Annotated in this window: 18 protein-coding genes and 1 other RNA gene; 9 read left to right on the top strand and 10 right to left on the bottom strand. The window is 56.8% G+C overall.

Features of this window, described 5'->3' with window-relative positions; all coding sequences use genetic code 11:
- Window positions 1-462: 462 nt before the first annotated feature.
- Entirely contained in the window at window positions 463-3,096 is a 2,634-nt protein-coding gene (locus tag RZS32_RS17135; protein WP_317054769.1) for an Rne/Rng family ribonuclease, read from the top strand.
- 67 nt (window positions 3,097-3,163) lie between these two features.
- On the opposite strand, the gene RZS32_RS17130 is transcribed toward RZS32_RS17135, so the two are convergent.
- Window positions 3,164-3,394, bottom strand: a complete 231-nt coding sequence (locus RZS32_RS17130; protein ID WP_317054768.1) for a sulfurtransferase TusA family protein — start codon at window positions 3,392-3,394, stop codon at window positions 3,164-3,166.
- Between the two features lie 92 nt (window positions 3,395-3,486).
- On the opposite strand from RZS32_RS17130, the gene RZS32_RS17125 reads away from it, so the two are divergent.
- From RZS32_RS17125 to RZS32_RS17115, 3 genes are read left to right on the top strand one after another with little or no spacing between them, the layout of a single operon-like run.
- Window positions 3,487-4,239 (top strand): cytochrome c biogenesis CcdA family protein, encoded by a 753-nt coding sequence (locus RZS32_RS17125; RefSeq protein WP_317054767.1) that lies wholly within the window; start codon window positions 3,487-3,489, stop codon window positions 4,237-4,239.
- Window positions 4,240-4,293: 54 nt separating this feature from the next.
- Window positions 4,294-5,532: a hypothetical protein gene (locus RZS32_RS17120; protein WP_317054766.1), complete on the top strand. Its 1,239-nt coding sequence runs from the start codon at window positions 4,294-4,296 to the stop codon at window positions 5,530-5,532.
- Window positions 5,529-6,884 carry a cytochrome P450 gene (locus RZS32_RS17115; RefSeq protein WP_317054765.1) on the top strand — a complete coding sequence of 452 codons (1,356 nt, stop codon included), beginning with the start codon at window positions 5,529-5,531 and terminating at the stop codon, window positions 6,882-6,884. The genes RZS32_RS17120 and RZS32_RS17115 overlap by 4 nt, the downstream gene beginning before the upstream one ends.
- A 53-nt stretch (window positions 6,885-6,937) precedes the next feature.
- Here RZS32_RS17115 and RZS32_RS17110 read toward each other — a convergent pair whose 3' ends face one another.
- The 9 genes from RZS32_RS17110 to RZS32_RS17070 form a co-directional block, all read right to left on the bottom strand.
- A complete protein-coding gene (locus tag RZS32_RS17110) occupies window positions 6,938-7,168 on the bottom strand; it encodes an N-(5'-phosphoribosyl)anthranilate isomerase (RefSeq protein ID WP_317054764.1) in 231 nt (76 codons plus the stop codon).
- Between the two features lie 34 nt (window positions 7,169-7,202).
- Window positions 7,203-7,418, bottom strand: coding sequence for a ribbon-helix-helix domain-containing protein (locus RZS32_RS17105; protein WP_317054763.1), 216 nt, complete (start codon window positions 7,416-7,418; stop codon window positions 7,203-7,205).
- A complete protein-coding gene (locus RZS32_RS17100; protein WP_317054762.1) occupies window positions 7,415-7,591 on the bottom strand; it encodes a DUF4169 family protein in 177 nt (58 codons plus the stop codon). The genes RZS32_RS17105 and RZS32_RS17100 overlap by 4 nt, the downstream gene beginning before the upstream one ends.
- Complete coding sequence (fumC, locus tag RZS32_RS17095; protein WP_317054761.1) at window positions 7,588-8,985, bottom strand: class II fumarate hydratase; 1,398 nt, start codon at window positions 8,983-8,985, stop codon at window positions 7,588-7,590. The genes RZS32_RS17100 and fumC overlap by 4 nt, the downstream gene beginning before the upstream one ends.
- A gap of 93 nt (window positions 8,986-9,078) precedes the next feature.
- Window positions 9,079-9,552, bottom strand: coding sequence for an SspB family protein (locus tag RZS32_RS17090; protein WP_339106735.1), 474 nt, complete (start codon window positions 9,550-9,552; stop codon window positions 9,079-9,081).
- Window positions 9,553-9,612: 60 nt separating this feature from the next.
- Window positions 9,613-10,866: a chromate efflux transporter gene (chrA, locus tag RZS32_RS17085; RefSeq protein WP_317057815.1), complete on the bottom strand. Its 1,254-nt coding sequence runs from the start codon at window positions 10,864-10,866 to the stop codon at window positions 9,613-9,615.
- Window positions 10,863-11,678 carry a sulfurtransferase/chromate resistance protein gene (locus RZS32_RS17080; RefSeq protein WP_317054759.1) on the bottom strand — a complete coding sequence of 272 codons (816 nt, stop codon included), beginning with the start codon at window positions 11,676-11,678 and terminating at the stop codon, window positions 10,863-10,865. Before RZS32_RS17080 ends, chrA begins: the two co-directional genes overlap by 4 nt.
- A gap of 217 nt (window positions 11,679-11,895) precedes the next feature.
- Window positions 11,896-12,244: a transfer-messenger RNA gene (gene ssrA, locus RZS32_RS17075) on the bottom strand.
- Window positions 12,245-12,708: 464 nt separating this feature from the next.
- Window positions 12,709-14,556, bottom strand: coding sequence for a BCCT family transporter (locus RZS32_RS17070; RefSeq protein WP_317054758.1), 1,848 nt, complete (start codon window positions 14,554-14,556; stop codon window positions 12,709-12,711).
- A gap of 282 nt (window positions 14,557-14,838) precedes the next feature.
- On the opposite strand from RZS32_RS17070, the gene RZS32_RS17065 reads away from it, so the two are divergent.
- From RZS32_RS17065 to RZS32_RS17045, 5 genes are all read left to right on the top strand, one after another.
- The gene (locus RZS32_RS17065) at window positions 14,839-16,059 is read left to right on the top strand and encodes an aminotransferase class V-fold PLP-dependent enzyme (protein ID WP_317054757.1); all 1,221 of its coding nucleotides are present in this window, start codon (window positions 14,839-14,841) and stop codon (window positions 16,057-16,059) included.
- Between the two features lie 56 nt (window positions 16,060-16,115).
- Window positions 16,116-17,540, top strand: a complete 1,425-nt coding sequence (locus RZS32_RS17060; RefSeq protein WP_317054756.1) for a cryptochrome/photolyase family protein — start codon at window positions 16,116-16,118, stop codon at window positions 17,538-17,540.
- Between the two features lie 77 nt (window positions 17,541-17,617).
- Window positions 17,618-18,826 carry a cyclopropane-fatty-acyl-phospholipid synthase family protein gene (locus RZS32_RS17055; protein ID WP_317057814.1) on the top strand — a complete coding sequence of 403 codons (1,209 nt, stop codon included), beginning with the start codon at window positions 17,618-17,620 and terminating at the stop codon, window positions 18,824-18,826.
- Complete coding sequence (locus tag RZS32_RS17050; protein WP_317054755.1) at window positions 18,827-19,285, top strand: TrgA family protein; 459 nt, start codon at window positions 18,827-18,829, stop codon at window positions 19,283-19,285.
- Complete coding sequence (locus tag RZS32_RS17045) at window positions 19,251-20,384, top strand: NUDIX domain-containing protein (protein WP_339106734.1); 1,134 nt, start codon at window positions 19,251-19,253, stop codon at window positions 20,382-20,384. Before RZS32_RS17050 ends, RZS32_RS17045 begins: the two co-directional genes overlap by 35 nt.
- Window positions 20,385-20,405 lie beyond the last annotated feature (21 nt).

Raw genomic sequence — 20,405 nt, 5'->3', positions numbered from 1 at the left:
CTTCCGCGAAACCCAAAGACACCCAATCTACCATACATTGTGGCCGGGTGCAGTGCTCCTGCGCACCCATTTCAAACCACCTTTCTCCCGCCAAAACACGATTTCCCATTGTCATTCCCCCATTCCACACCTTAACTAGACATACGGCCCGAAAGCGGGTCGGTGAGTTTCGCTGTTTCAAGCCCCTTGAGGCGTTGAAGCAACCGATTGGGTCTCGGAAGAGGCCATGAGACGCCAGCGCACCCACATATGATGCGGTGACGCGGCACATAAACGGGGGCAGAGGCCGAGGTCGATGCCCTGGAGAAGAACCGCGATGACGCGCGTGAGCACACAGATGTCTCCCAGCTGTGGCCGAGGAAATCGGCCCCGCCGTGCGTCCTATTTCGCATTGAACAGACACGACCGACGCGCTTTACCTCCCCCAGGGTTAGGCGCGCGCGGGGCGTGCAACGGATTAAAATGGCTAAGAAAATGCTTATCGACGCCACCCACGCGGAGGAAACCCGCGTCGTGGTGGTGGATGGAAACAAGGTTGAGGAATTTGACTTTGAGTCCGAGAACAAACGCCAGCTTGCTGGCAACATCTACCTTGCAAAAGTAACACGGGTCGAGCCGTCGCTTCAGGCGGCGTTTGTGGACTATGGCGGCAATCGCCATGGGTTCCTCGCCTTTACGGAAATTCATCCCGATTACTATCAGATCCCGGTCGCAGATCGCGAAGCGCTCATCGAAGAAGAGCGCGCCTATGCCGAAGCGATGAAGGCGCGCGACGAGGAAGAAGAGAAAAAGCCCAAACGCACGCGCCGCCGTCGATCAAAGGCGGCTAAGACCGAGGCTGACGATGCGGTTGTGACAGGTGAAGTCTCTGGCATGGAGACCATAGACCTAGAAGACGGCGAAGGCGCAGAGGCCGACAGCGACAGCGAGGAAGGGCTGTCTCCAATGGAGACCGTCGCAGAGACGCCCGTTGAAGAACCTGAAGATGCTCAGGAAGAGGCCGCGGAGACCCAGCCTGACGATGTAGAAGACGACGTATCCAAGGGTGATGAGACCTCGGACACCGTGGGCGACGACTCAGACGACGAAGACAAGTCCAAGAAGCGCTCGGATGCGTCTTCAAAGGACGAATCCATCGAGTCAGTGGCAGATGAAGATGACCAGGACGACATCCGTCCGCCGCGCAAACCCCGCCCACGTCGCTATAAGATCCAGGAAGTGATCAATGTGCGCCAGATCCTTCTGGTGCAGGTTGTTAAGGAAGAGCGCGGCAACAAGGGTGCTGCACTCACGACCTATCTTTCGCTCGCTGGCCGGTATTGCGTTCTCATGCCTAACACCGCGCGTGGCGGTGGAATCAGCCGCAAGATCACCAATGCCGCGGATCGCAAGAAGCTCAAGGAAATCGCCAACGAAATCGACGTGCCGCAAGGTGCGGGCCTGATTGTGCGCACGGCAGGGGCCAAGCGAACCAAGGCCGAGATCAAGCGGGACTACGAGTACCTCCAGCGGCTTTGGGAGCAAATTCGCGAGCTGACGCTGAAGTCTATCGCACCTGCGAAGATCTACGAGGAAGGCGACCTGATCAAGCGGTCCATCCGTGATCTTTACAACCGTGATATCGACGAGGTCCACGTGGAAGGCGAGCGCGGCTATCGCATCGCCAAGGACTTCATGAAGATGATCATGCCGTCCCATGCCAAGAATGTGAAACACTACAACGAGGCGCTGCCGCTCTTCGCGCGCTATCAGGTCGAGAGCTACCTGGCGGCCATGTTCAATCCCACGGTGCAGCTTAAGTCCGGCGGTTATATCGTGATCGGCGTGACTGAGGCACTTGTCGCCATCGATGTGAACTCGGGCCGGGCCACGAAGGAAGGCTCGATCGAGGAGACCGCGCTCAAGACCAACCTGGAAGCCGCTGAAGAGGTGGCGCGTCAGCTGCGTCTGCGTGACCTTGCGGGCCTTATCGTGATCGACTTCATCGACATGGATGAGCGCAAGAACAACTCCGCTGTTGAAAAGCGCATGAAGGACCGGCTCAAGACCGACCGCGCACGCATTCAGGTGGGGCGGATTTCCGGCTTTGGCCTCATGGAGATGAGCCGTCAGCGCCTGCGCCCCGGTATGATTGAGGCGACGACGCAGCCATGCCCGTCCTGTCATGGCACAGGGTTGATCCGGTCGGATGACAACCTTGCCCTCAGCATCCTGCGCCAGATTGAAGAAGAGGCCACCCGCAAACGCTCTCGCGAGGTGTTGGTGAAGTGCCCGGTGGGGATTGCCAACTTCCTGATGAACCAGAAACGCGAACGCGTGGCGCATATCGAGGCGGCCTATGGTCTTTCGGTTCGCATTGAGGGTGATCCTGCATTGATCAGCCCCGATTTCAGCCTCGAGAAGTTTAAAACCGCAACACGGGTGGTGAAAGCCGCCGAGACGGTTGTGTCGGCAGGCAGCGCGCTGCTTGATGATCTGGATATTCCCGAAGAGGAAGAAGAGACTCCTGTCGAGTCCGTAGAGACGGATCCTGATGCAGAAGAGCGCCCCAAGAAGCGCCGTCGCCGTCGCCGCCGCCGTTCGCGCAACAAGAACAACAACCAGGGTGAAGACGCGAATACCACCGAAGAGAATGGTGAAAATTCCGAGGACCAGGCCGAAGAGGGCGGTGAGGCCTCTGCGCCTGAAACTCCGCCTGACGCCGAAACCGATGCGCAGCCCGAGGAAAAGCCCAAGCGCAAGCCGCGATCCCGGTCTCGCAAGAAGAAAGACAGCGAAGACACCGAAAGCGCGCCTGCGTCTGAGGAGGCAAAACCAGAGGTAGAAGAAGCCAAAGCGGAGCCTGACGCGGAACCCGAAAAGCCCAAGCGCAAGCCACGCACGCGCAAGAAGAAGGCGGATGCCGAGGCTGAGGCGACTGAAGTACAAGATGCGACAGAGGCTGAACCGGAGCCGGAAGCGCCCAAGAAACGCACCCGCACGCGCAAGCCTAAGGCTGAGCCAGCCCCAGAACCAGTGGCTGAGACAGCCCCGGAGCCTGTTGCAGCAGAAGAAAGTGCCAAGCCCAAGCGCAAGGGGTGGTGGTCAGTCGGCTAGTCCCGGACGGCCATAGAGTTGAAAACAGCGTCTCTTTGAGGCGCTGTTTTTGCATTTAGGCGCAATATTAGACCGCTTTGCGCACGAGATAGGCCTGATGGCCCTGTGCCTCGGTGATCTCAACCAATTCGTGGCCTGCTTCGGCACAGAAATGCGGCACATCGACAACCGCCGCCGGATCATCCGCCAAAAGGCAGGCCGTGTCGCCAATATTCAACGATTTGATACGCTTGCGCAGTTTCAGCACAGGCAAAGGACATAACAGCCCTCGGGCATCTATTGTCGCTTCCGAACTCATAATGTGCACTTATGTCCTTGGTCACGACCTGTCCACAGAGATGTGACTTTTAGCCGGGTGACGTTACAAGGGAATTCTACTAGGTAGGGACCATGTTCGGGATCGAAATCATAGACGCGGCTCTGTTGCCCGCCATGATGGTCGCTTTGGTGGCGGGGGTATTTTCCTTCCTCAGCCCTTGCGTATTGCCCATCGTGCCACCTTATCTGGCCTATATGAGCGGCGTGTCGGTGACGGATCTGAATGAGCAGTCCCAAGCGCGGAACAAAGCAGTTGTCCCGGCGCTTTTCTTTGTTCTGGGGCTTTCAACGGTCTTTTTGTTCCTTGGCTTCGCGGCATCCGCTGCAGGCCGTGCCTTTTTGCAATATCAAAGCTATTTCAACGTCTTGGCTGGCATTATTGTAATGGGTTTCGGGGCGCATTTCATCGGTATCTACCGTATCAAGATCCTCGACCGCGAGGCACGCCTTGATGTGGGGGATCAGGGCGGATCGTCTTCCGGGGCCTATATTTTGGGTCTCGCCTTTGCATTTGGCTGGACCCCGTGCATCGGGCCGCAGCTGGGCGCGATCCTGTCTTTGGCCGCCTCTGAGGCCTCCGTGACACGCGGCACCTTCCTTTTGGGTGTCTATGCCATTGGCCTTGGCGTGCCTTTCCTGCTGTTCGCGATTTTCTTGCCGAAGCTGGGTGGGCTGATGTCCTGGATGAAGCGCCATATGGAGCAAATTGAGAAAATCATGGGGCTCTTGCTCTGGACCATCGGTCTTTTGATGCTCACCGGTGGTTTTTCGGCGTTTTCCTATTGGTTGCTCGAAGTTTTCCCTGCATTAGCTTACGTCGGCTAAACCCTACCGCTGATGCACAAGTTGCGCTAACCTGCCTCGCAACAGAGGTCCGGAATGAGCAGTCAACCCACCCCGCAAATCCGCACGCGCCGCGTGTTCTACATTCCTGGGTATGACCCGTTTCCGCCCCGGCGGTACCGTGAGCTGTATCGCAAGGAAAGTGCGGCGCAGGCAGAGGTGTCTGGATACTATATCGCGCTAAAACCCCAAACCGAAGGGGCAGCGCGCTATGGCTGGCATATCGATGCTACAATTGAAGGTCAGACGGTCGAAACCGATTTCACCGTTCTGACATGGTCCGACATTGTGCAAGACAGCATGGAGCGCGGGATTGGAGGGACCTATTTCGTGCTACTGCGGACGGCTTGGATATATATTGCCTCTGGCGCTCTCTTTCGGCTCATGCGACTGCGCAAGGGGCCGGTGATTGCCGCACTTTATCCCGTTGGGTTTCTTCTGGTGCAGCTCATCTTGTCTGTTATCGCTGGTGCTGCCACGATCTGGTTGGGCAAAGCCTATCTGGTTCCGTGGTTAGGACAGTTTGGGGACGCGGCCTCAGGCATCGCAGGTGTTGTGGTCTTTGTCGGCATCTTGAAATGGTTCAAAGCGCAGGATGGCAAATTCTTTGCCTATTATCTGATGCTGGACTACGCCTATTCGGCGCAATCCAGTGGGGCCAATCCGCCGGAGCTTGAGGCGCGGATGGCGGAGTTCGTGGAAGAGGTCGTCAAAGCTTTGAAAAGTGATGTTGATGAGGTGCTTGTGGTGGGTCATTCCTCGGGTGCGCATTTGGGGGTGTCCATTCTGGCCGATGTGGTGCGCACCAAAGGCGTTCCGGAAACCGGCCCGGCCCTGTCATTTCTGACATTGGGGCAGGTGGTGCCAATGGTGTCTTTTTTGCCCGAGGCGCATCGATTACGGGCCGATCTGGCCTTTCTCAGCAAGCGGAAGGAACTAAGCTGGGTCGACGTGACAGCACCCGGAGACGGCTGCGCCTTTGCCCTTTGCGATCCGGTCAGTGTGTCGGGCGTAGCACCCGATGGCAAACGCTGGCCCTTGGTAATCTCCGCTGCGTTCACGCAAACGCTGAGTCCCGAGCGCTGGCGCGCGCTACGCTGGCGGTTTTTCCGGCTGCATTTTCAGTATCTCTGCGCTTTTGACCGTCCCGGCGACTACGACTATTTCCAGATCACCGCCGGGCCGCACAGTTTAGGTGCAAGGTTTGCAGACCGACAGCCATCGCCAAGTCGCATTGAAACACCAGCTTCGCGCTACACGAGCGTGGCTGTATGACCTTGCCCCCCAAACCACCATCGCGAGAGGGACGCGTGTCGCTCTGGCGCTACATGCGTTTATTCAAGCAAGATCTGCTCTCGGCACAGCCTGCGAGGCTCTACCGCGCTTGGATGGCCGAATTCCGCACGCCGTTCTTTCGATCATACCTGTGCAATCAACCTGATCTCGTGAATCTGGTGCTGAAAGAGCGCCCCGATGACTTCCCTAAGTCGGACCGTATTCGCGAGGGGCTGGCGCCTTTGCTGGGCAATTCGGTGTTTGTCACCAACGGCGAGACATGGAAGCGGCAGCGGCGGATTATCGACCCCGCGTTTGAAGGCGGGCGGTTGCGCGACACGTTTCCGGCGATGCTGGCCGCAGGACAGGGGGCAGTGACGCGTTTGGCAGACATGGCGGATGGCTCGCCCCTGGAAATCGAGGCACAGACCAGCCATGCGGCGGCCGATGTAATTTTTCGCACGCTGTTTTCGCTGCCCATTGAGGATGATCTGGCCACTCAAGTGTTTGAGGCGTTTCGCGCCCATCAACGCACGCAACCGGTGGTCAATCTGGCCGCTCTCTTGCCATTGCCCAAGTGGCTGCCACGCCCTCACCGCCGCGAAACGCGCTATACGGCGCGACATATCAGGTCGCTCATCACGCAGTTAACCGAACGGCGCATGGCCGAGATCAAGGAGGGCATCGCGCCGGATGATCTGGCGACCAAAATCATGACGACAGTTGATCCCGTAACGGGGCAGCGGTTTGAGACTGAGGAAATGGTCGATCAGGTGGCTATTTTCTTTCTGGCCGGGCACGAGACGAGCGCGTCTGCTCTGGCCTGGGCGCTTTATCTTTTGGCGATGTTCCCCGAATGGCAGGACCGCGTGGCGGAAGAGGCGGGAAATGGTGAAATTGGGTTTTCCGACATTGCACGGCTGAAGATCACCCGAGATGTGTTCCGCGAAACCCTGCGGCTTTACCCACCCGTGCCGATGATGGTGCGCGAGGCGGCTTGCCCAGAGCGGTTTCGCGACCGCGATGTGCGCAAGGGCAGTCAGATCGTGCTAAGCCCCTGGCACCTACACCGCCATGAACGGCTTTGGGAGCGGCCGGATGAGTTTGACCCCGCACGGTTTGACAGCGAGAACGGCAAAAGCTGTCTGCGCGAGGCGTATATGCCGTTCTCGGCTGGGCAACGCGTGTGCACGGGGGCAGGGTTTGCGATGATCGAAGGTGTGCTTTTGCTGGCACTTCTGGTGCGCGCCTATCGGTTTGACCTTGTGCCAGAGCGGCCTGCTATGCCGGTGGCGCATCTGACGGTCCGAGGCAAGGACGGAATTTGGTTGAAGGTGACGCCACGCGGTTGACGCGGAAATCCTTTCAGAAAGGATTTTCCAAAAGCCTTCAGAAGGCTTTTGGGTCAGCAAAGAACCTGAACGCGGTCATTGTTGCAGAAGATGACAATCTGACCGGAGTTCTCTACGGCGTGATACCCGCGGCGCTGCACTTCGTTCAAGAAACGGCTGCGTCCGACAATGCGCTCCACATCCCGCGTGCTGCGCCGGACCACGCCGCCTTCGCGTGCGGCCTTGGCGTCGAAGATTTTTTGCATCCAGATGTCAGCAGGCAGCATGAGATGTAGATGTGACATGCGTTCAAAACGCGTGGGGCAGGTTAAAGCGCAGTTAACCGCGATAGTGGCGCAGCACGAACACCCGGATGGCCGAGGCCAGTCCCATCTCAACCCCGCGAGCGGCGTCTATTTCAGCAGCGAGAGCGTTGATCGGTTGTCCGCGCTCAGCCGCAATGTCCCGAAAAGCCTGCCAGAACTCATCTTCCAAAGACACGCTGGTGCGGTGGCCACGCAAACTGAGCGAGTGTTTAACAGGCCGTCCGCTCATTCGTCGCGCCGATGCTGATCCAGCGTCTCATGCGCTTTTTGAGATCGCCTGCGTTCCAGCTCTTTATCGACTTTGCTGCGTCCAAACTTCACCGCGTTTTCATCCGCCTGAGCGCGTCCTTCCTTGCGAGCCTTGGCCTTGCGAAACTGGTTCAGGTTGACGGGTTTGCTCATGCGTCTTTCGGGCCGATCATGTCCTCAGGGCGCACCACGCGGTCAAAGGTTTCCTCATCAACAAAGCCAAGCGCAATCGCCTCTTCCTTCAGCGTCGTGCCGTTCTTATGCGCGGTTTTGGCAACCTTGGTGGCGTTGTCATACCCAATGGTCGGTGCCAACGCCGTGACCAGCATCAGGCTTTCTTTCATCAGCTTGTCGATGCGCGGTTCATTGGCCTGAATGCCCAACAGCATGCGTTCCGTAAAGCTGTCAGTGGCGTCGCCCAAAAGCTGGATCGACTGCAGCAGGTTGTAGGACATCATCGGGTTGTAGACGTTCAACTCAAAATGACCTTGGGATCCGGCAAATTTCATTGCGGCATCATTGCCCATCACATGCGCGGCCACCTGCGTCAGAGCCTCGGCTTGGGTTGGGTTGACCTTGCCCGGCATGATGGACGAGCCCGGTTCATTTTCCGGCAGGATCAATTCGCCCAGACCAGACCGTGGACCAGAGCCGAGGAACCGGATGTCATTGGCAATTTTGTAACAGCTGCCCGCCACGGTGGCCAAAGCACCAGACATGAACACCATGGCGTCATGCGCGGCCAAGGCTTCGAACTTGTTAGGCGCGGTGACAAAAGGAAGCCCGGTGATCTCTGCCATATTGGCCGCCACGGTCTCGCCCCAGCCGTGCGTGGTGTTCAGACCCGTGCCTACCGCCGTGCCGCCCTGGGCTAGTTCGTAGATACCTGGCAGGCAGGCCTCAACACGCGCAATGCCCTGCCGGATCTGATGCGCGTAGCCAGAAAACTCCTGTCCCAGCGTGAGCGGCGTGGCATCCTGTGTATGGGTGCGGCCGATCTTGATGATGTCTTTGAATTCTTCGGATTTCTGCTCTAACCCGGCGAGGAGTTTCTGCAGCCCCGGCAAAAGCACATCGCGCACGCTCATCGCCGTTGCGATATGCATCGCGGTGGGAAACGTGTCGTTCGAAGACTGCCCCATATTGCAGTGATCATTGGGATGCACGGGGTCCTTGGCGCCGATAGTGCCCCCCAAAATTTCAATCGCGCGGTTGGCGATAACCTCATTGGCATTCATGTTGGATTGCGTGCCAGAGCCGGTTTGCCAGACAACCAGCGGGAAGTGATCATCCAGCTTGCCATCCACCACTTCACTGGCCGCCTGAATGATCGCATCCCCCAGCTTGGCGTCTAATGCGCCAGAGGCTTTGTTGGCCATCGCGCATGCCTGTTTGATCACCCCAAGCGCACGGACGATCGCGACGGGTTGTGTCTCCCATCCGATGGGAAAGTTCATCAAGGACCGTTGTGTTTGCGCACCCCAGTATTTCTCGATGGGAACCTCCAGAGGGCCGAAACTATCGGATTCGGTGCGCGTCTTGGACATGATGGTGATCTCCGTCGGAATTGCTTTGCCCTGTCTTACCGCAACGGTGAGGAAGTTCAATCACCCGCAACGTTCACGATCCGGGACATTTTGCTATTTGCGGAAACTGTCGAGGCTGACCACATCCGCTTCGACGGCTGTGTCGGGCTCCGGGGCCGCGACCTCTTCGTCGCTGCTATCAGTTTGGGACGCTGTGTCTTCTTCGTCCTCGTCTTCCTGCGACTCAAACCGCAGACCAAATTCCACAGACGGGTCAACAAAAGTCTGGATCGCGTCATAGGGAATATACAGATTTTCCGGTTGATCCCCGAAATTCAATGTCACGGAAAAGCCGTCATCGGTCACTGTCAGATTGTCGAACCAATGCTGCATCACCACAGTCATTTCACTGGGATATCGTTCTTTCAACCAATCGGCGATGTTGGTTTCAGGATGCGTGGTCTCAAAGGTGATAAAGAAATGGTGCGCGCCAGGCAGACCATTGTCACGCACATCGCAAAGCACATCCTGGATCAGGTTGCGCATCGCACGATGCATCAGTTTTCCGTAGTCGATGGAGCGCGTCATTTACCACCCATAGGCCGTATTACGACTCAGCATAGGGAATTTACGGCAAAACAAAAGGGCTCAGAGACCGAAGATCGGCTGTGAAACGCCCGCTAGGGCGGCCATTGCGAGAAGCGTGGGCACCATGGGCCATCGCAACTTGAGAAAGATCAAGGCGGCGAGGGCTATGAGAACGGCATTGACCCATAACAAGCTTTCGATCTCGGGCAGAGGACCGAAACGCGTTTGCGGCACTTGCGCAAAGAGCACATGCAAGGTGAACCAGACGGCAAGGTTCAGGATAACCCCCGCCACGCTGGCGGAAATGGCGTCAAACGCACCTTTGAGCCGCGGGCGGGCAAGCAGGGCCTCCACATAGGGTGCCGCGACGAAAATCCAAAGAAAGCATGGGATGAACGTGACCCATAGCGTTATGACCGCTGCGGCCAGCGCCAGACCCGGCCCGCCGGTTTGAAAGCCGGTCAGAAAAGCGGTGAACTGTGTGACCAGGATCAGGGGGCCGGGCGTGGTTTCTGCCAGGCCCAGGCTGTCGATCATCTGATCGGTGGTGAGCCAGCCATAGGATTGCACGATCTCCTGCGTCATGTAGGCCAGCACGGCATAGGCGCCGCCAAAGGTCACGATGGCCAGTTTCGAGAAAAATAGCGCCATCTCGAGTAGCAGATCGGCCTCGATGAGCCAAAGAAGCCCGATAGGGGCCGCCCAAAGTGTGCCCCAGATCGCAACTGTGCTGAGAGTTTCTGGGCGTTCCGTTACGGGCGTATGTGAGGTTCGTTCTGCGGCGGGTTCAGACAAGACCCAACCTATGAGAGCCGCGCAGGCGATGATGATTGGGAATGGCACGGACAGAAAGAAGATCGCGATAAACGCCGCAAGGGCCAGCGCGCGGGAAAGGCCAGAGGTAAGCGCGCGGCGCGCCAATTTGAACAGCGCCTGAAAAACGATGACCACAACAGCGGCCTTGATGCCCAGGAACGCGGTTTGGACGAGCGGAACCTGTCCAAAGTAGGCGTAACCAAAACCAAGAGCCGTGATCACCAAAGCGCCAGGCAACACGAAAAGCAGCCCGGCCAGTAGACCACCCGGCACCCCGCGCAACCGCCATCCGGCATAGGTGGCCAGTTGCATCGCCTCCGGCCCCGGCAAGAGCATGCAAAAGGACAGCGCTTTGAGAAACTGGTCTTCAGTCAGCCATTTGTGGCGGTCCACAAGTTCGGTTTGCATGAGCGAGATTTGTGCCGCCGGTCCGCCAAAGGACAGGACGCCGATGCGCCCAAAGACGCGGATGAGCTCAGAAGTGGAAACCTGCATCATGCGCCCCGGCTGCTCGGCCAATCATGGGTTTCCTCATACCCATCTCGTGCCCAGCGGTACAGGGCATCATAGAGCGTCATGCCCGCCTCAAGCTGGGCGTGATCCTCTCGAAACTGGCGCGAGAGACCAACAGACACAGCCAGAAGGCCAGCGGCGGCGGGGTGGTCTGCGTTTCTGTTTGTGTCGGCGGCGCGAATGACATCTGCCATGCGAGACAGGGCCGGGGAGGTCAGTTTGAATTCCTCCAGCATGGCATCAAAAGTGCATGCGTCGCCACGATGCGACCAGAACACGCCTTCGATGTCAAAAGGCACGGCGTTGAACTTCTCAGCCACCGCCTCAACATCGTCGGGCGAGACAAAGAGAAACCGCGCCCCCCGATCAACGAATCGGCGAATAAGCCAGGGACAGGCAATGCGGTCAATCTTGGGCCGGTGCCGCGTGACCCAGAGCGTCTGGTGACCCGTGGGTTCGGGCAGGGCGCTTGCTGGCACTCGCAAGGCGTCCTTGGTCTCGCGCCAACTATACATCCCCCCTTGCAGATACTCTGCCTGGATACCTTCACTGCGCAGCCACGCCGCAACGCCCTGACTGAGCTTCAGCCCCTTTTGGCAAACGACAATTGCGCGCGGTGTTCTCAGCGTTTCGATCATTCCCGTGATATCGGTATGCGGATGCCGCCGCGATCCGGGGATAAGATAGGGGTCTTGGTCAAAATCCTCTTGGATACAGACATCAATGATATCCGGGCAGTCAGCTGTGCCAATCAGGCGGTTGAGTTGGGAAACAGTAATTGCATTCGGTGCAGGCATTGCAAAAGCATCCTCTGGTGCAAGCGTTTTGCGCAAGCAAACGCGTTTCAGTGGATGCGACTTTGGGCCAAAGCCTCACGGGGCAGTCGCAGAATGGCCCCTTGGTGCAATGATGGCTGAGAGGCGAAGGGCGGTCAAGCGCCCTTGGGCGGGGTTCCACCCCGCCGGACAAAAGCCGTGGCAAACCCCGCCGGCACATAATTCGCGGTAAAATGAAAGTGCAGGCTTCTGTTGCCAGGTGCCTGCGAACCCCGCCTAACCTTGCTAGAGGCTAGGGCTTAGATTTCGGCTTTTCGCACTGCTTACGCAGCGAGAGCAACCGGAGCTTTGTTGTCGTTTGCAACTAGCTTAGGTGTACCGATAACGGTGGTAACTCACCGGGACAAAGCTAACCCCTTTAGACGTTCGTCGATCCTGTTTCGACCCCATGATCCCCAAACGAAGGAATTTTGGTGGAGTCGCCGGGTACCGCCCCCGGGTCCGATCCGCTTATTACGAGCGCGTTTATGTCCATAGTCCCGAAGGACAAATGGAATATAAGCCATGCCAGAGGGTTTGCAAAGATGTGCTTTCTTCGGGCCTGACCGTGACTTTCACGTGCGACCGCACCGACACAACGCAGGAAATTTGGCAAAACCCTTTTAAAATCAATAATTTTCAGCCCTCAAAGGCGGGTGATTTTGGCTGTTTACGGCCTTAAATTCGCGAATATTAAGCAATTTGAGCGAGGATTTGCCGGTTTTTGAGAACAATTCACCAAAACCGTGCAGTCGCAGAGAATCATGCTATCTATCCTTTCAGATACCTAACGATCCGTTAGCGCGCATGATGCAGGTTGGTCCCTTCTAGTCGCATAGCAGATCGTGTCGAGAGCGGAATTCGACAACCAGCTCTTGGGTGGGGCAGAGGTCGGCCAGCGAAAAGCAGGCCGACCTCTCTACTTTTGGGCCCACAGTTTTCACCAACAAGACAAAGAAAAACCGGCGCTGCACTGAGCCAGCGCCGGTTTCTTTTGTGTTAACGGCTTGGGTTACTCAGCCGGATTGGCCTCAGCCACACCATGCTTTTCACGAAGGCCATCGCGATAAAGCGCCTTGGCCAGCGCCACGCACATCAGGCCCATCACCATGGTAAAGGGCAGCGCGCCGATGATCATTGCGTTTCTGAGCGCGTCCATCGGGTTGTTTTCGCCCGCGGCAATGATCAGCGTGCCAATCACCGCCGTCAGGATCAGACCCCAGATGATACGGTGCTTGATGCCTGTTTCCTGGCTACCACCAGACATGATGGTGTTCATCACAAGGATGCCGGAGTCCGCTGATGTGACTAGGAAGGTCATGATCAGCACAACGCACATGATCGTCAGTGCAGAAAGAAGGCCTGGCTCAAGCATTTGACCCAAAGTGACAAAGAGCTTTGCCGTGTTAGATGCACCAACGATGGCGCCTTCCGCAGCACCGCTCATCTCAAGGTCAATCGCTGTACCACCCAGGATGGTCATCCAAGCAAAGCAGACCAATGCCGGTGCGATGACGCAACCGATGATGAATTCACGCACGGTGCGGCCTTTGGAAATGCGCGCCAAGAACAGGCCCACAAACGGCGAGAACGCGATCCACCAGGCCCAATAGAACGTGGTCCATCCGGCCTGCCAGCCGAATTGACGCCCTTGGTTGCCCGCTTCATAGACAGCCGCCAATGTGGCGTCGTCCAGCTCTGCAGTTGCTCCTTCAAGACCTGACTTAAAGACGTCAAAGCCTACAGACCCTCCCCAAGCGCTCCAGGCGTTGGTGGCCCCAGCAAAAAGCTCACCGGCCAGCGGTTGCGCCGCTTCTGGGATAGCCGCAGCAAAGTCTGCTTCAGATTGTGGTCCCCAAGCGGAGAAACTAATCGAGAAGAAGTTGATGATGTAGTCAACAAATGCTGAGCCATAAGTCGACATCGCAAATGTGAAAGAGCCGAAGATCACAAAGGTGAGCAGCAAGATCACCGAGAGGACCAGATTGAGGTTTGAGAGGTATTTCACCCCACGTCCAACGCCTGACACAGCCGATATGATTGACATCCCCATGATCATCAGCAAGCCCGCAATCAGACCGACTTTGCCCGGTGCAGGGGCTTCGCCTTCGACGATGTTCATCATCCAATCCATGCCGGTGATGGCATAGACACCGTCGATGAACTGGCTCACGCCATATCCGATCGTGACAGACACGCCAAGGATCGTGGCCACAACACCCAGCACATCAACGACGTGACCCAGAAAACCGTTTAGCGCAGAGCCAAAGAGCGGGGTTAGCGCAGAGCGGATCGTCAATGGCATGTTGCGTGTGTAGGCGTAATAGGCGAGGCTCAGCCCGGTCACCACGTAGATGGCCCAGGCATGAAAGCCGTAATGCGCAAACGTGTAGCGATAGGCCGACTGGATCGCTTCTTCTGTGTTGCCTTTAACCTCTCCTGCGACGACGATAGGGTTCGATCCCCACAGGCTCAGCGGTTCAGCCGTAGCAAAGACCATCAAACCCACGCCAAGACCAGCGCCGAACATCATGGAAAACCAAGAGAAATTCGAAAACTCGGGCTTTTCGCCGGGTGGTCCCATCACGCGTGCGCCAGTTTTCGGCATGAGGGCGACGGCCAGCAAAAAGAAGATAAAACATCCCACAATGATGATGTAGAACTGGTTGAACACTTCAAGAAGTTGACTGTTCAGGCTTCCCAAAGTGCCGTTTGCGTTGGCTGGAAAGACAAGAGCCCATAGCACAAGGCCAACCATAATTGATTTAGAAATCAGCGCGATAGGCAGGCTGTTGTCTTTGTAAAAGCCTCCATCCTGCGTTTTAATGTCCACGTCCGTGAACGGTGGTTTGATACTCATTTGATATGTCCCTGTGTTTGGTATCACGGTGATGCACGCCTGCGTGGCATCGTTGTTTGTATTCTGCGCGTCTCGCGGCGCAGTTCTTGCGTGAGCGTGATCGGAATTCCGTGGAGGGGCCTGCTTGATTGCGTCGTGAATCTGGTTAAATCCGACGCGTTTCCAACATAATTTTTGCATGCGATTGAATACATTACCGTGTCATTTTTAGGCTGAAGAAATGCATAGGTCGTATGATCATCGCGACTTGACCATACCTTTTGGTTTGGTGTTCATGGCCACATGAAACTCGATACAGACTTCGTACGGGCCCAGTTTCCCGCCTTTGACGAGCCAAGCCTTCAAGGCCAGGCGTTCTTTGAAAATGCCGGTGGGTCTTACACCTGTGGACCCGTGATTGAACGGTTGGAGCGCTATTACCGACAGCGCAAAGTGCAGCCCTACGCGCCGTATGCGGCAAGCCGGTTGGCGGGCGAAGAAATGGATGAGGCGCGTGCGCGTCTTTCGGCCATGCTCGGGGTGGCCCCGGATGAGCTAAGCTTCGGGCCGTCCACCACGCAGAACACCTATGTTCTGGTGCAGGCTTTTCGTGAATGGCTGAGCCCCGGTGATGCGATCATCGTTACGGATCAGGATCACGAGGCCAATTCCGGGCCATGGCGGCGGTTGGCCGATGCGGGCATCGAGGTGCGTGAATGGCAGATCAATCCCGAGACAGGGCTTTTGGAACTGGAAGCGCTTGAAAACCTACTGGATGAAAGCGTGCGGCTGGTCTGTTTTCCGCATTGTTCAAACATCGTCGGTGCGGTGAACCCAATTGTTGAGATCACCTCAGCAGCGCACGCAGCCGGCGCGTTTGTCTGTGTCGATGGCGTCTCTTATGCGCCGCATGGATTTGTGAATGTGGGCGATATGGGCCCCGACATTTACCTCTTTTCGGCCTACAAGACCTACGGGCCGCATCAGGGCATCATGGTGATCCGCCGAGAGCTGGGAGAGCTGTTGCCAAATCAGGGGCATTGGTTCAACGTAAACAGCCTGTACAAGCGGTTCACGCCAGCGGGGCCTGACCATGCGCAAGTGGCGGCGAGCGCGGGGATGGCGGACTACTATGATATGCTGGCCACGCATCACGGAATCACAGGCGAAGCTACAGACCGCGCGGCCGGTGTGCTTAAATTGATGCGCACCCATGAAACCGAACTGTTGCAACCTTTGTTGGATTACCTCGGCGACAAGAATTCCGTGCGTCTCATCGGTCCGCGCGATGCAGCCGACAAAGCACCCACTGTGGCGGTGGAATTGGCCGGACCCGGCGAAGAGGCCGCCGCTCAACTGGCACAACACGGCATCATGACCGGCGGAGGAGATTTCTACGGATCACGTCCGCTTCAGGCCATGGGAATTGATCTGGACAAGGGCGTGCTGCGACTTAGCTTTGTGCACTACACGTCGAAAGCTGAAGTCGACAAGCTTTTGAACGCGTTGGACGAAACACTGTAATCCAAAGAGCAATCCTGGCCGTATTGCTCTTATATAACAACGGGGGCACGGCCAGAATGAGTGACACGTCACCCACCATCTTGTGGCTGCGCCGTGATTTGCGGCTGGCTGATCATCCCGCGCTTTTAGCCGCGGTCAAACGCAGTGGCCCAGTCATCCCGGTGTTCATTCGCGATCATAGTGTGGACTCTTTGGGAGCGGCGCCCAAATGGCGGCTGGGTCTGTCCCTGGCGCAGTTGGCCAAGCGCCTAGATGACATGAGCAGCCAGCTCATTTTTCGCAGTGGCGAGGCCATGGCTGTGCTGGAGCAACTGATCTCTGAGACCGGTGCAACGGCCGTACATTGGTCGCGGCTTTACGATCCGGATGCTATCGCGCGCGATACATTAATCAAGGGCGCGCTCAAGCAGCGTGGCGTCGAGGCTGAGAGTTTCGCCGGTCATGTCTTGTTTGAACCATGGACGGTTGAGACCAAAACCGGCGGATTTTACCGGGTCTATTCACCGATGTGGCGCGCAGTACGCGACAGGACCGTGCCCGAGCCTCAGGCCGCGCCGTCAAAACTCCCTGCGCCGGAAACCTGGCCTGAAACGGAAACCTTGGATCAATGGGCAATGGGGGCCGCGATGAAGCGCGGAGCGCCCGTGTGTCTGCCACATCAACGGGTTGGGGAAGAGGCCGCACGCGACCGGCTGGACTGGTTCATGGCCAATTCGATCCCGCCCTACAAAGATGACCGCAACATGCCTGCTCTTGATGCGACATCGGGCATGTCCGAAAATCTCACCTATGGCGAGATTTCTCCGCGCCAGTGCTGGCATGCAGGACAGCGTGCCTTGGACGAAGGCGGAGGACGAGGGGCAGAACATTGGCTCAAGGAACTCGTGTGGCGCGAGTTTGCCTACCATCTGGTCTATCACACACCCGAAATCCTTGCAGGCAACTGGAAATCGGATTGGGATGCATTTCCCTGGAACGAGGATGAGGATCATCCCGAGGTCGCTGCCTGGAAACAGGGACGCACAGGAGAGCCTTTCGTCGATGCCGCCATGCGTGAGATGTATGTGACCGGCAAGATGCACAATCGTGCCCGGATGATTGTCGCAAGTTACCTCACCAAGCATCTGATGACACATTGGAAAATCGGAATGCGCTGGTTTGAGGATTGCCTGACCGACTGGGACATTGCCGCCAATGCGATGGGCTGGCAGTGGACGGCAGGAAGCGGACCGGACGCCGCACCGTACTTTCGAATCTTCAACCCCGAAACACAGGCCGAGAAGTTTGATCCTGACGGCGTCTACCGCCGTCGTTGGATCGCCGAAGGTCACGAAAACCCCACCAAAACCGCGCTGAGCTACTTCGACGCCGTTCCCAAAAGCTGGAACTTGTCGGCCTCGGCGCTTTACCCAGAACGCATCGTCGATCTAAGCGGCGGACGCAACCGCGCGCTACAAGCATATGAGGCCAGAACGTTTTGAATACTCTGACAAATTCCCTTGCGGGTCATCCCGTTAACCCCTTACTGTCGAACGAAGATGACATGAGTGGGGGTGTCATGATCCTGACAGACACAGGCGGTCAGCGCGATCTGCCGCGCTATTTCAGTCAAATGTTTGCCGTGGCTCAGCGATTGCAGCATGGACGGCTGGACATTGGTCTGGACGATGGGCGGGTGTTTCGCGTTGAAGGCGCCGCGCCAGGACCGGTGGCGCATGTCGATATTCACAATGACGATGTCTTTGCGCGGCTTGTGCGCGAAGGATATCTTGGGTTTTGCGACGCATATCTGGATGGCTGGTGGAGCACGCCGGATTTGCAGGCCTTCATGGATCTCGTGAACACCGACAACGACGACATGTATAACGGCTACCCCGGTCAGAAGCTGGTTGAACTCTATGAGAAGCTGCGCTTCTGGTTTCAGCGCAACACCAGGAAACAGGCGCGTAAGAACATCAGCTATCACTATGATTTGGGAAATGATTTCTATGCGCTCTGGCTCGATGACACGATGACTTATTCCAGTGCTATCTTCGAGACAGGTCAGGAAAGCCTTGAGAAGGCGCAGATCGCAAAATACGCCTCGATGGTTGATCAGATGGGAGTGAAACCCGGGGATCACGTGCTTGAAATCGGCTGCGGCTGGGGTGGATTTGCCGAATACGCCGCCAAAGAGCGGGGATTGAAGGTCACAGGGCTGACCATCAGCAAAGAGCAGTTCAACTATGCGCAAGAACGTATTGAAAAAGCAGGACTTTCTGATCAAGTAGAGTTCAAGCTACAGGACTATCGCGACGAGCAGGGGCAATATGACGGTATTGCCAGCATCGAGATGTTTGAAGCGGTGGGCGAGAAATACTGGCCGGTTTACTTCGACACCGTCCGCGCCCGCCTCAAGGCTGGGGCCAATGCCACGCTACAAATCATCACTGTGGGTGACCATCGCTTTGAAGCCTACAAGAATGATGTTGATTTCATTCAAAAATACATTTTTCCCGGTGGCATGCTTCCCAGTCCGTCAGCCTTAAAAACACAAGCTGAACGCGCAGGGCTTACAGTGCAAAGGTCGATTGAATTTGGTGAAAGTTACAGGCAGACGCTTCGGCGCTGGCACGAGACATTCAATGAAAAATGGGATCAGGTCGCGAAATTGGGCTTTGATGCACGATTTCAACGGATGTGGAATTTTTATCTGACCTCTTGTGCGGGAGCGTTCTTAACGGGTAATTGCGATGTGACACAGATCACTATCGCACGGCCGGAGTAAATGCCTCTAACAGATCACATGCCAACCACGGGCAAGGCGGTGGCCGCCATCGGACTTGCGGTTATTGCGTGGTATGCTTCTGAAATGATCCGTCCTCTGATGCCGGAAGGCACAGATTTCGGTTGGTTTAATGAATTTAACGTCTTCCTGGGATTGGTCGTTGGCTGGGTTGTTATCGGAACGCGTCTGAACCGTGGGTACATAGACGGGATCAGTGCTGGTTTGACTGGCGTGGTTGCGCTGATTTTCTGGGCGCTGTTCTTTCAAAGCCTGAACGAAATGTTACGGCTTGCCCTGGAGAGCCGGTATAGCGGCCCTGTTCAGGGGATAGTGGCTGTGTTTGAAATCGCAGTGGACTACGGAATAAAAATTCTCCATGTCCCACTTGCGATCTTGATGTTCGGCGGTGGCGCGGTTCTTGGGCTTGTCTGCGAGTGGATTGCCAAGCGGTGGTCCTGACGTGACATGCCGGTTTTTCCTGACCGGCGCTTTGGCCAGGTCAGACGTGCTTTCGCATCTTCTTGGAGACACAGAACAGGACCTAAGGCCATTTTCATTGGCTGGTTACGCGTCTGGAGCAGGGGCGTTTACCGTGATACCGGGATTAGTGCCTGCACTCGATGCGACAACAGACGGCCAAATCTTAACCTGTCCTGTAGAGCATGCGAAACGTCTGCGCTTCCTGGCACAAAGCTTCAAACTTGCGCCGTCTGACTGTGCAGTTGAAGGCGAAGAAACGACTATTTTTCTCGTAGCTTCAGTCGAAAATCCAACACTGGTGAAGGCGTGGGAGCTTACGCAACTCCCAATGCTGTTGCATGCAATAGAGGAGATCATGAGCTATTACGGTCGACATGACGTCAGTGAAGTTGCGGCACGCATGCCAATGATCCTGGCCCGCGCCCATTCCCGCGTGGCTGCTCTGCAAACTGCGCCATCGGCCATCCGAACCGCGCTGTCTTCTGAAAATGTCGAAGTTGGCGCCGAGCGCGCCACACATGAGGGCTATTTTCTAACGCGAAGCTACCGTCTGCGGCATCCGACATTCGATGGCGGGCAAAGCGAAGATGTTGTGCGGGAAGTGTTTGTGGCCACAGATGCCGCGATCGTGCTGCCTTATGACCCGGTGCGTGACCGGGTCCTCCTTGTAGAGCAATTCCGAATGGGACCATTTGGGCGCGCCGACCCGCTTCCATGGGTGTTGGAGCCTGTTGCTGGGCGTGTGGACCCCGGTGAAGCACCCGAAACCACAGCCCGCCGTGAATGTGTCGAGGAGGCGGGGCTTGACCTGCACACCCTCAAGCATGTCTCCAGTCATTACTGCTCACCCGGTTGCTCAACGGAGGTCTTTCATTGCTATGTGGGCCTGTGCGACCTGCCGGATATGGCACAGGGGCAGGGCGGGCTCGAGACCGAACACGAAGACATTCGCACACATGTCCTGAGCTTTGAGGATGCACTAAACCTCACGCGAACCGGCGAGGCAAATATCGGGCCTTTGGTGCTTTTGCTCTTGTGGCTGGAACGGGAACGACCGCGCCTGCGTTCTATTGGTTGAGTTAGCCCGAGAGAGGCTCTA

The organism is Roseovarius sp. W115 (assembly GCF_032842945.2).
Lineage (GTDB): Bacteria > Pseudomonadota > Alphaproteobacteria > Rhodobacterales > Rhodobacteraceae > Roseovarius > Roseovarius rhodophyticola.
Note: the sequence above shows the minus strand (reverse complement) of the source record. Positions and strands in the feature narration are given on the sequence as shown.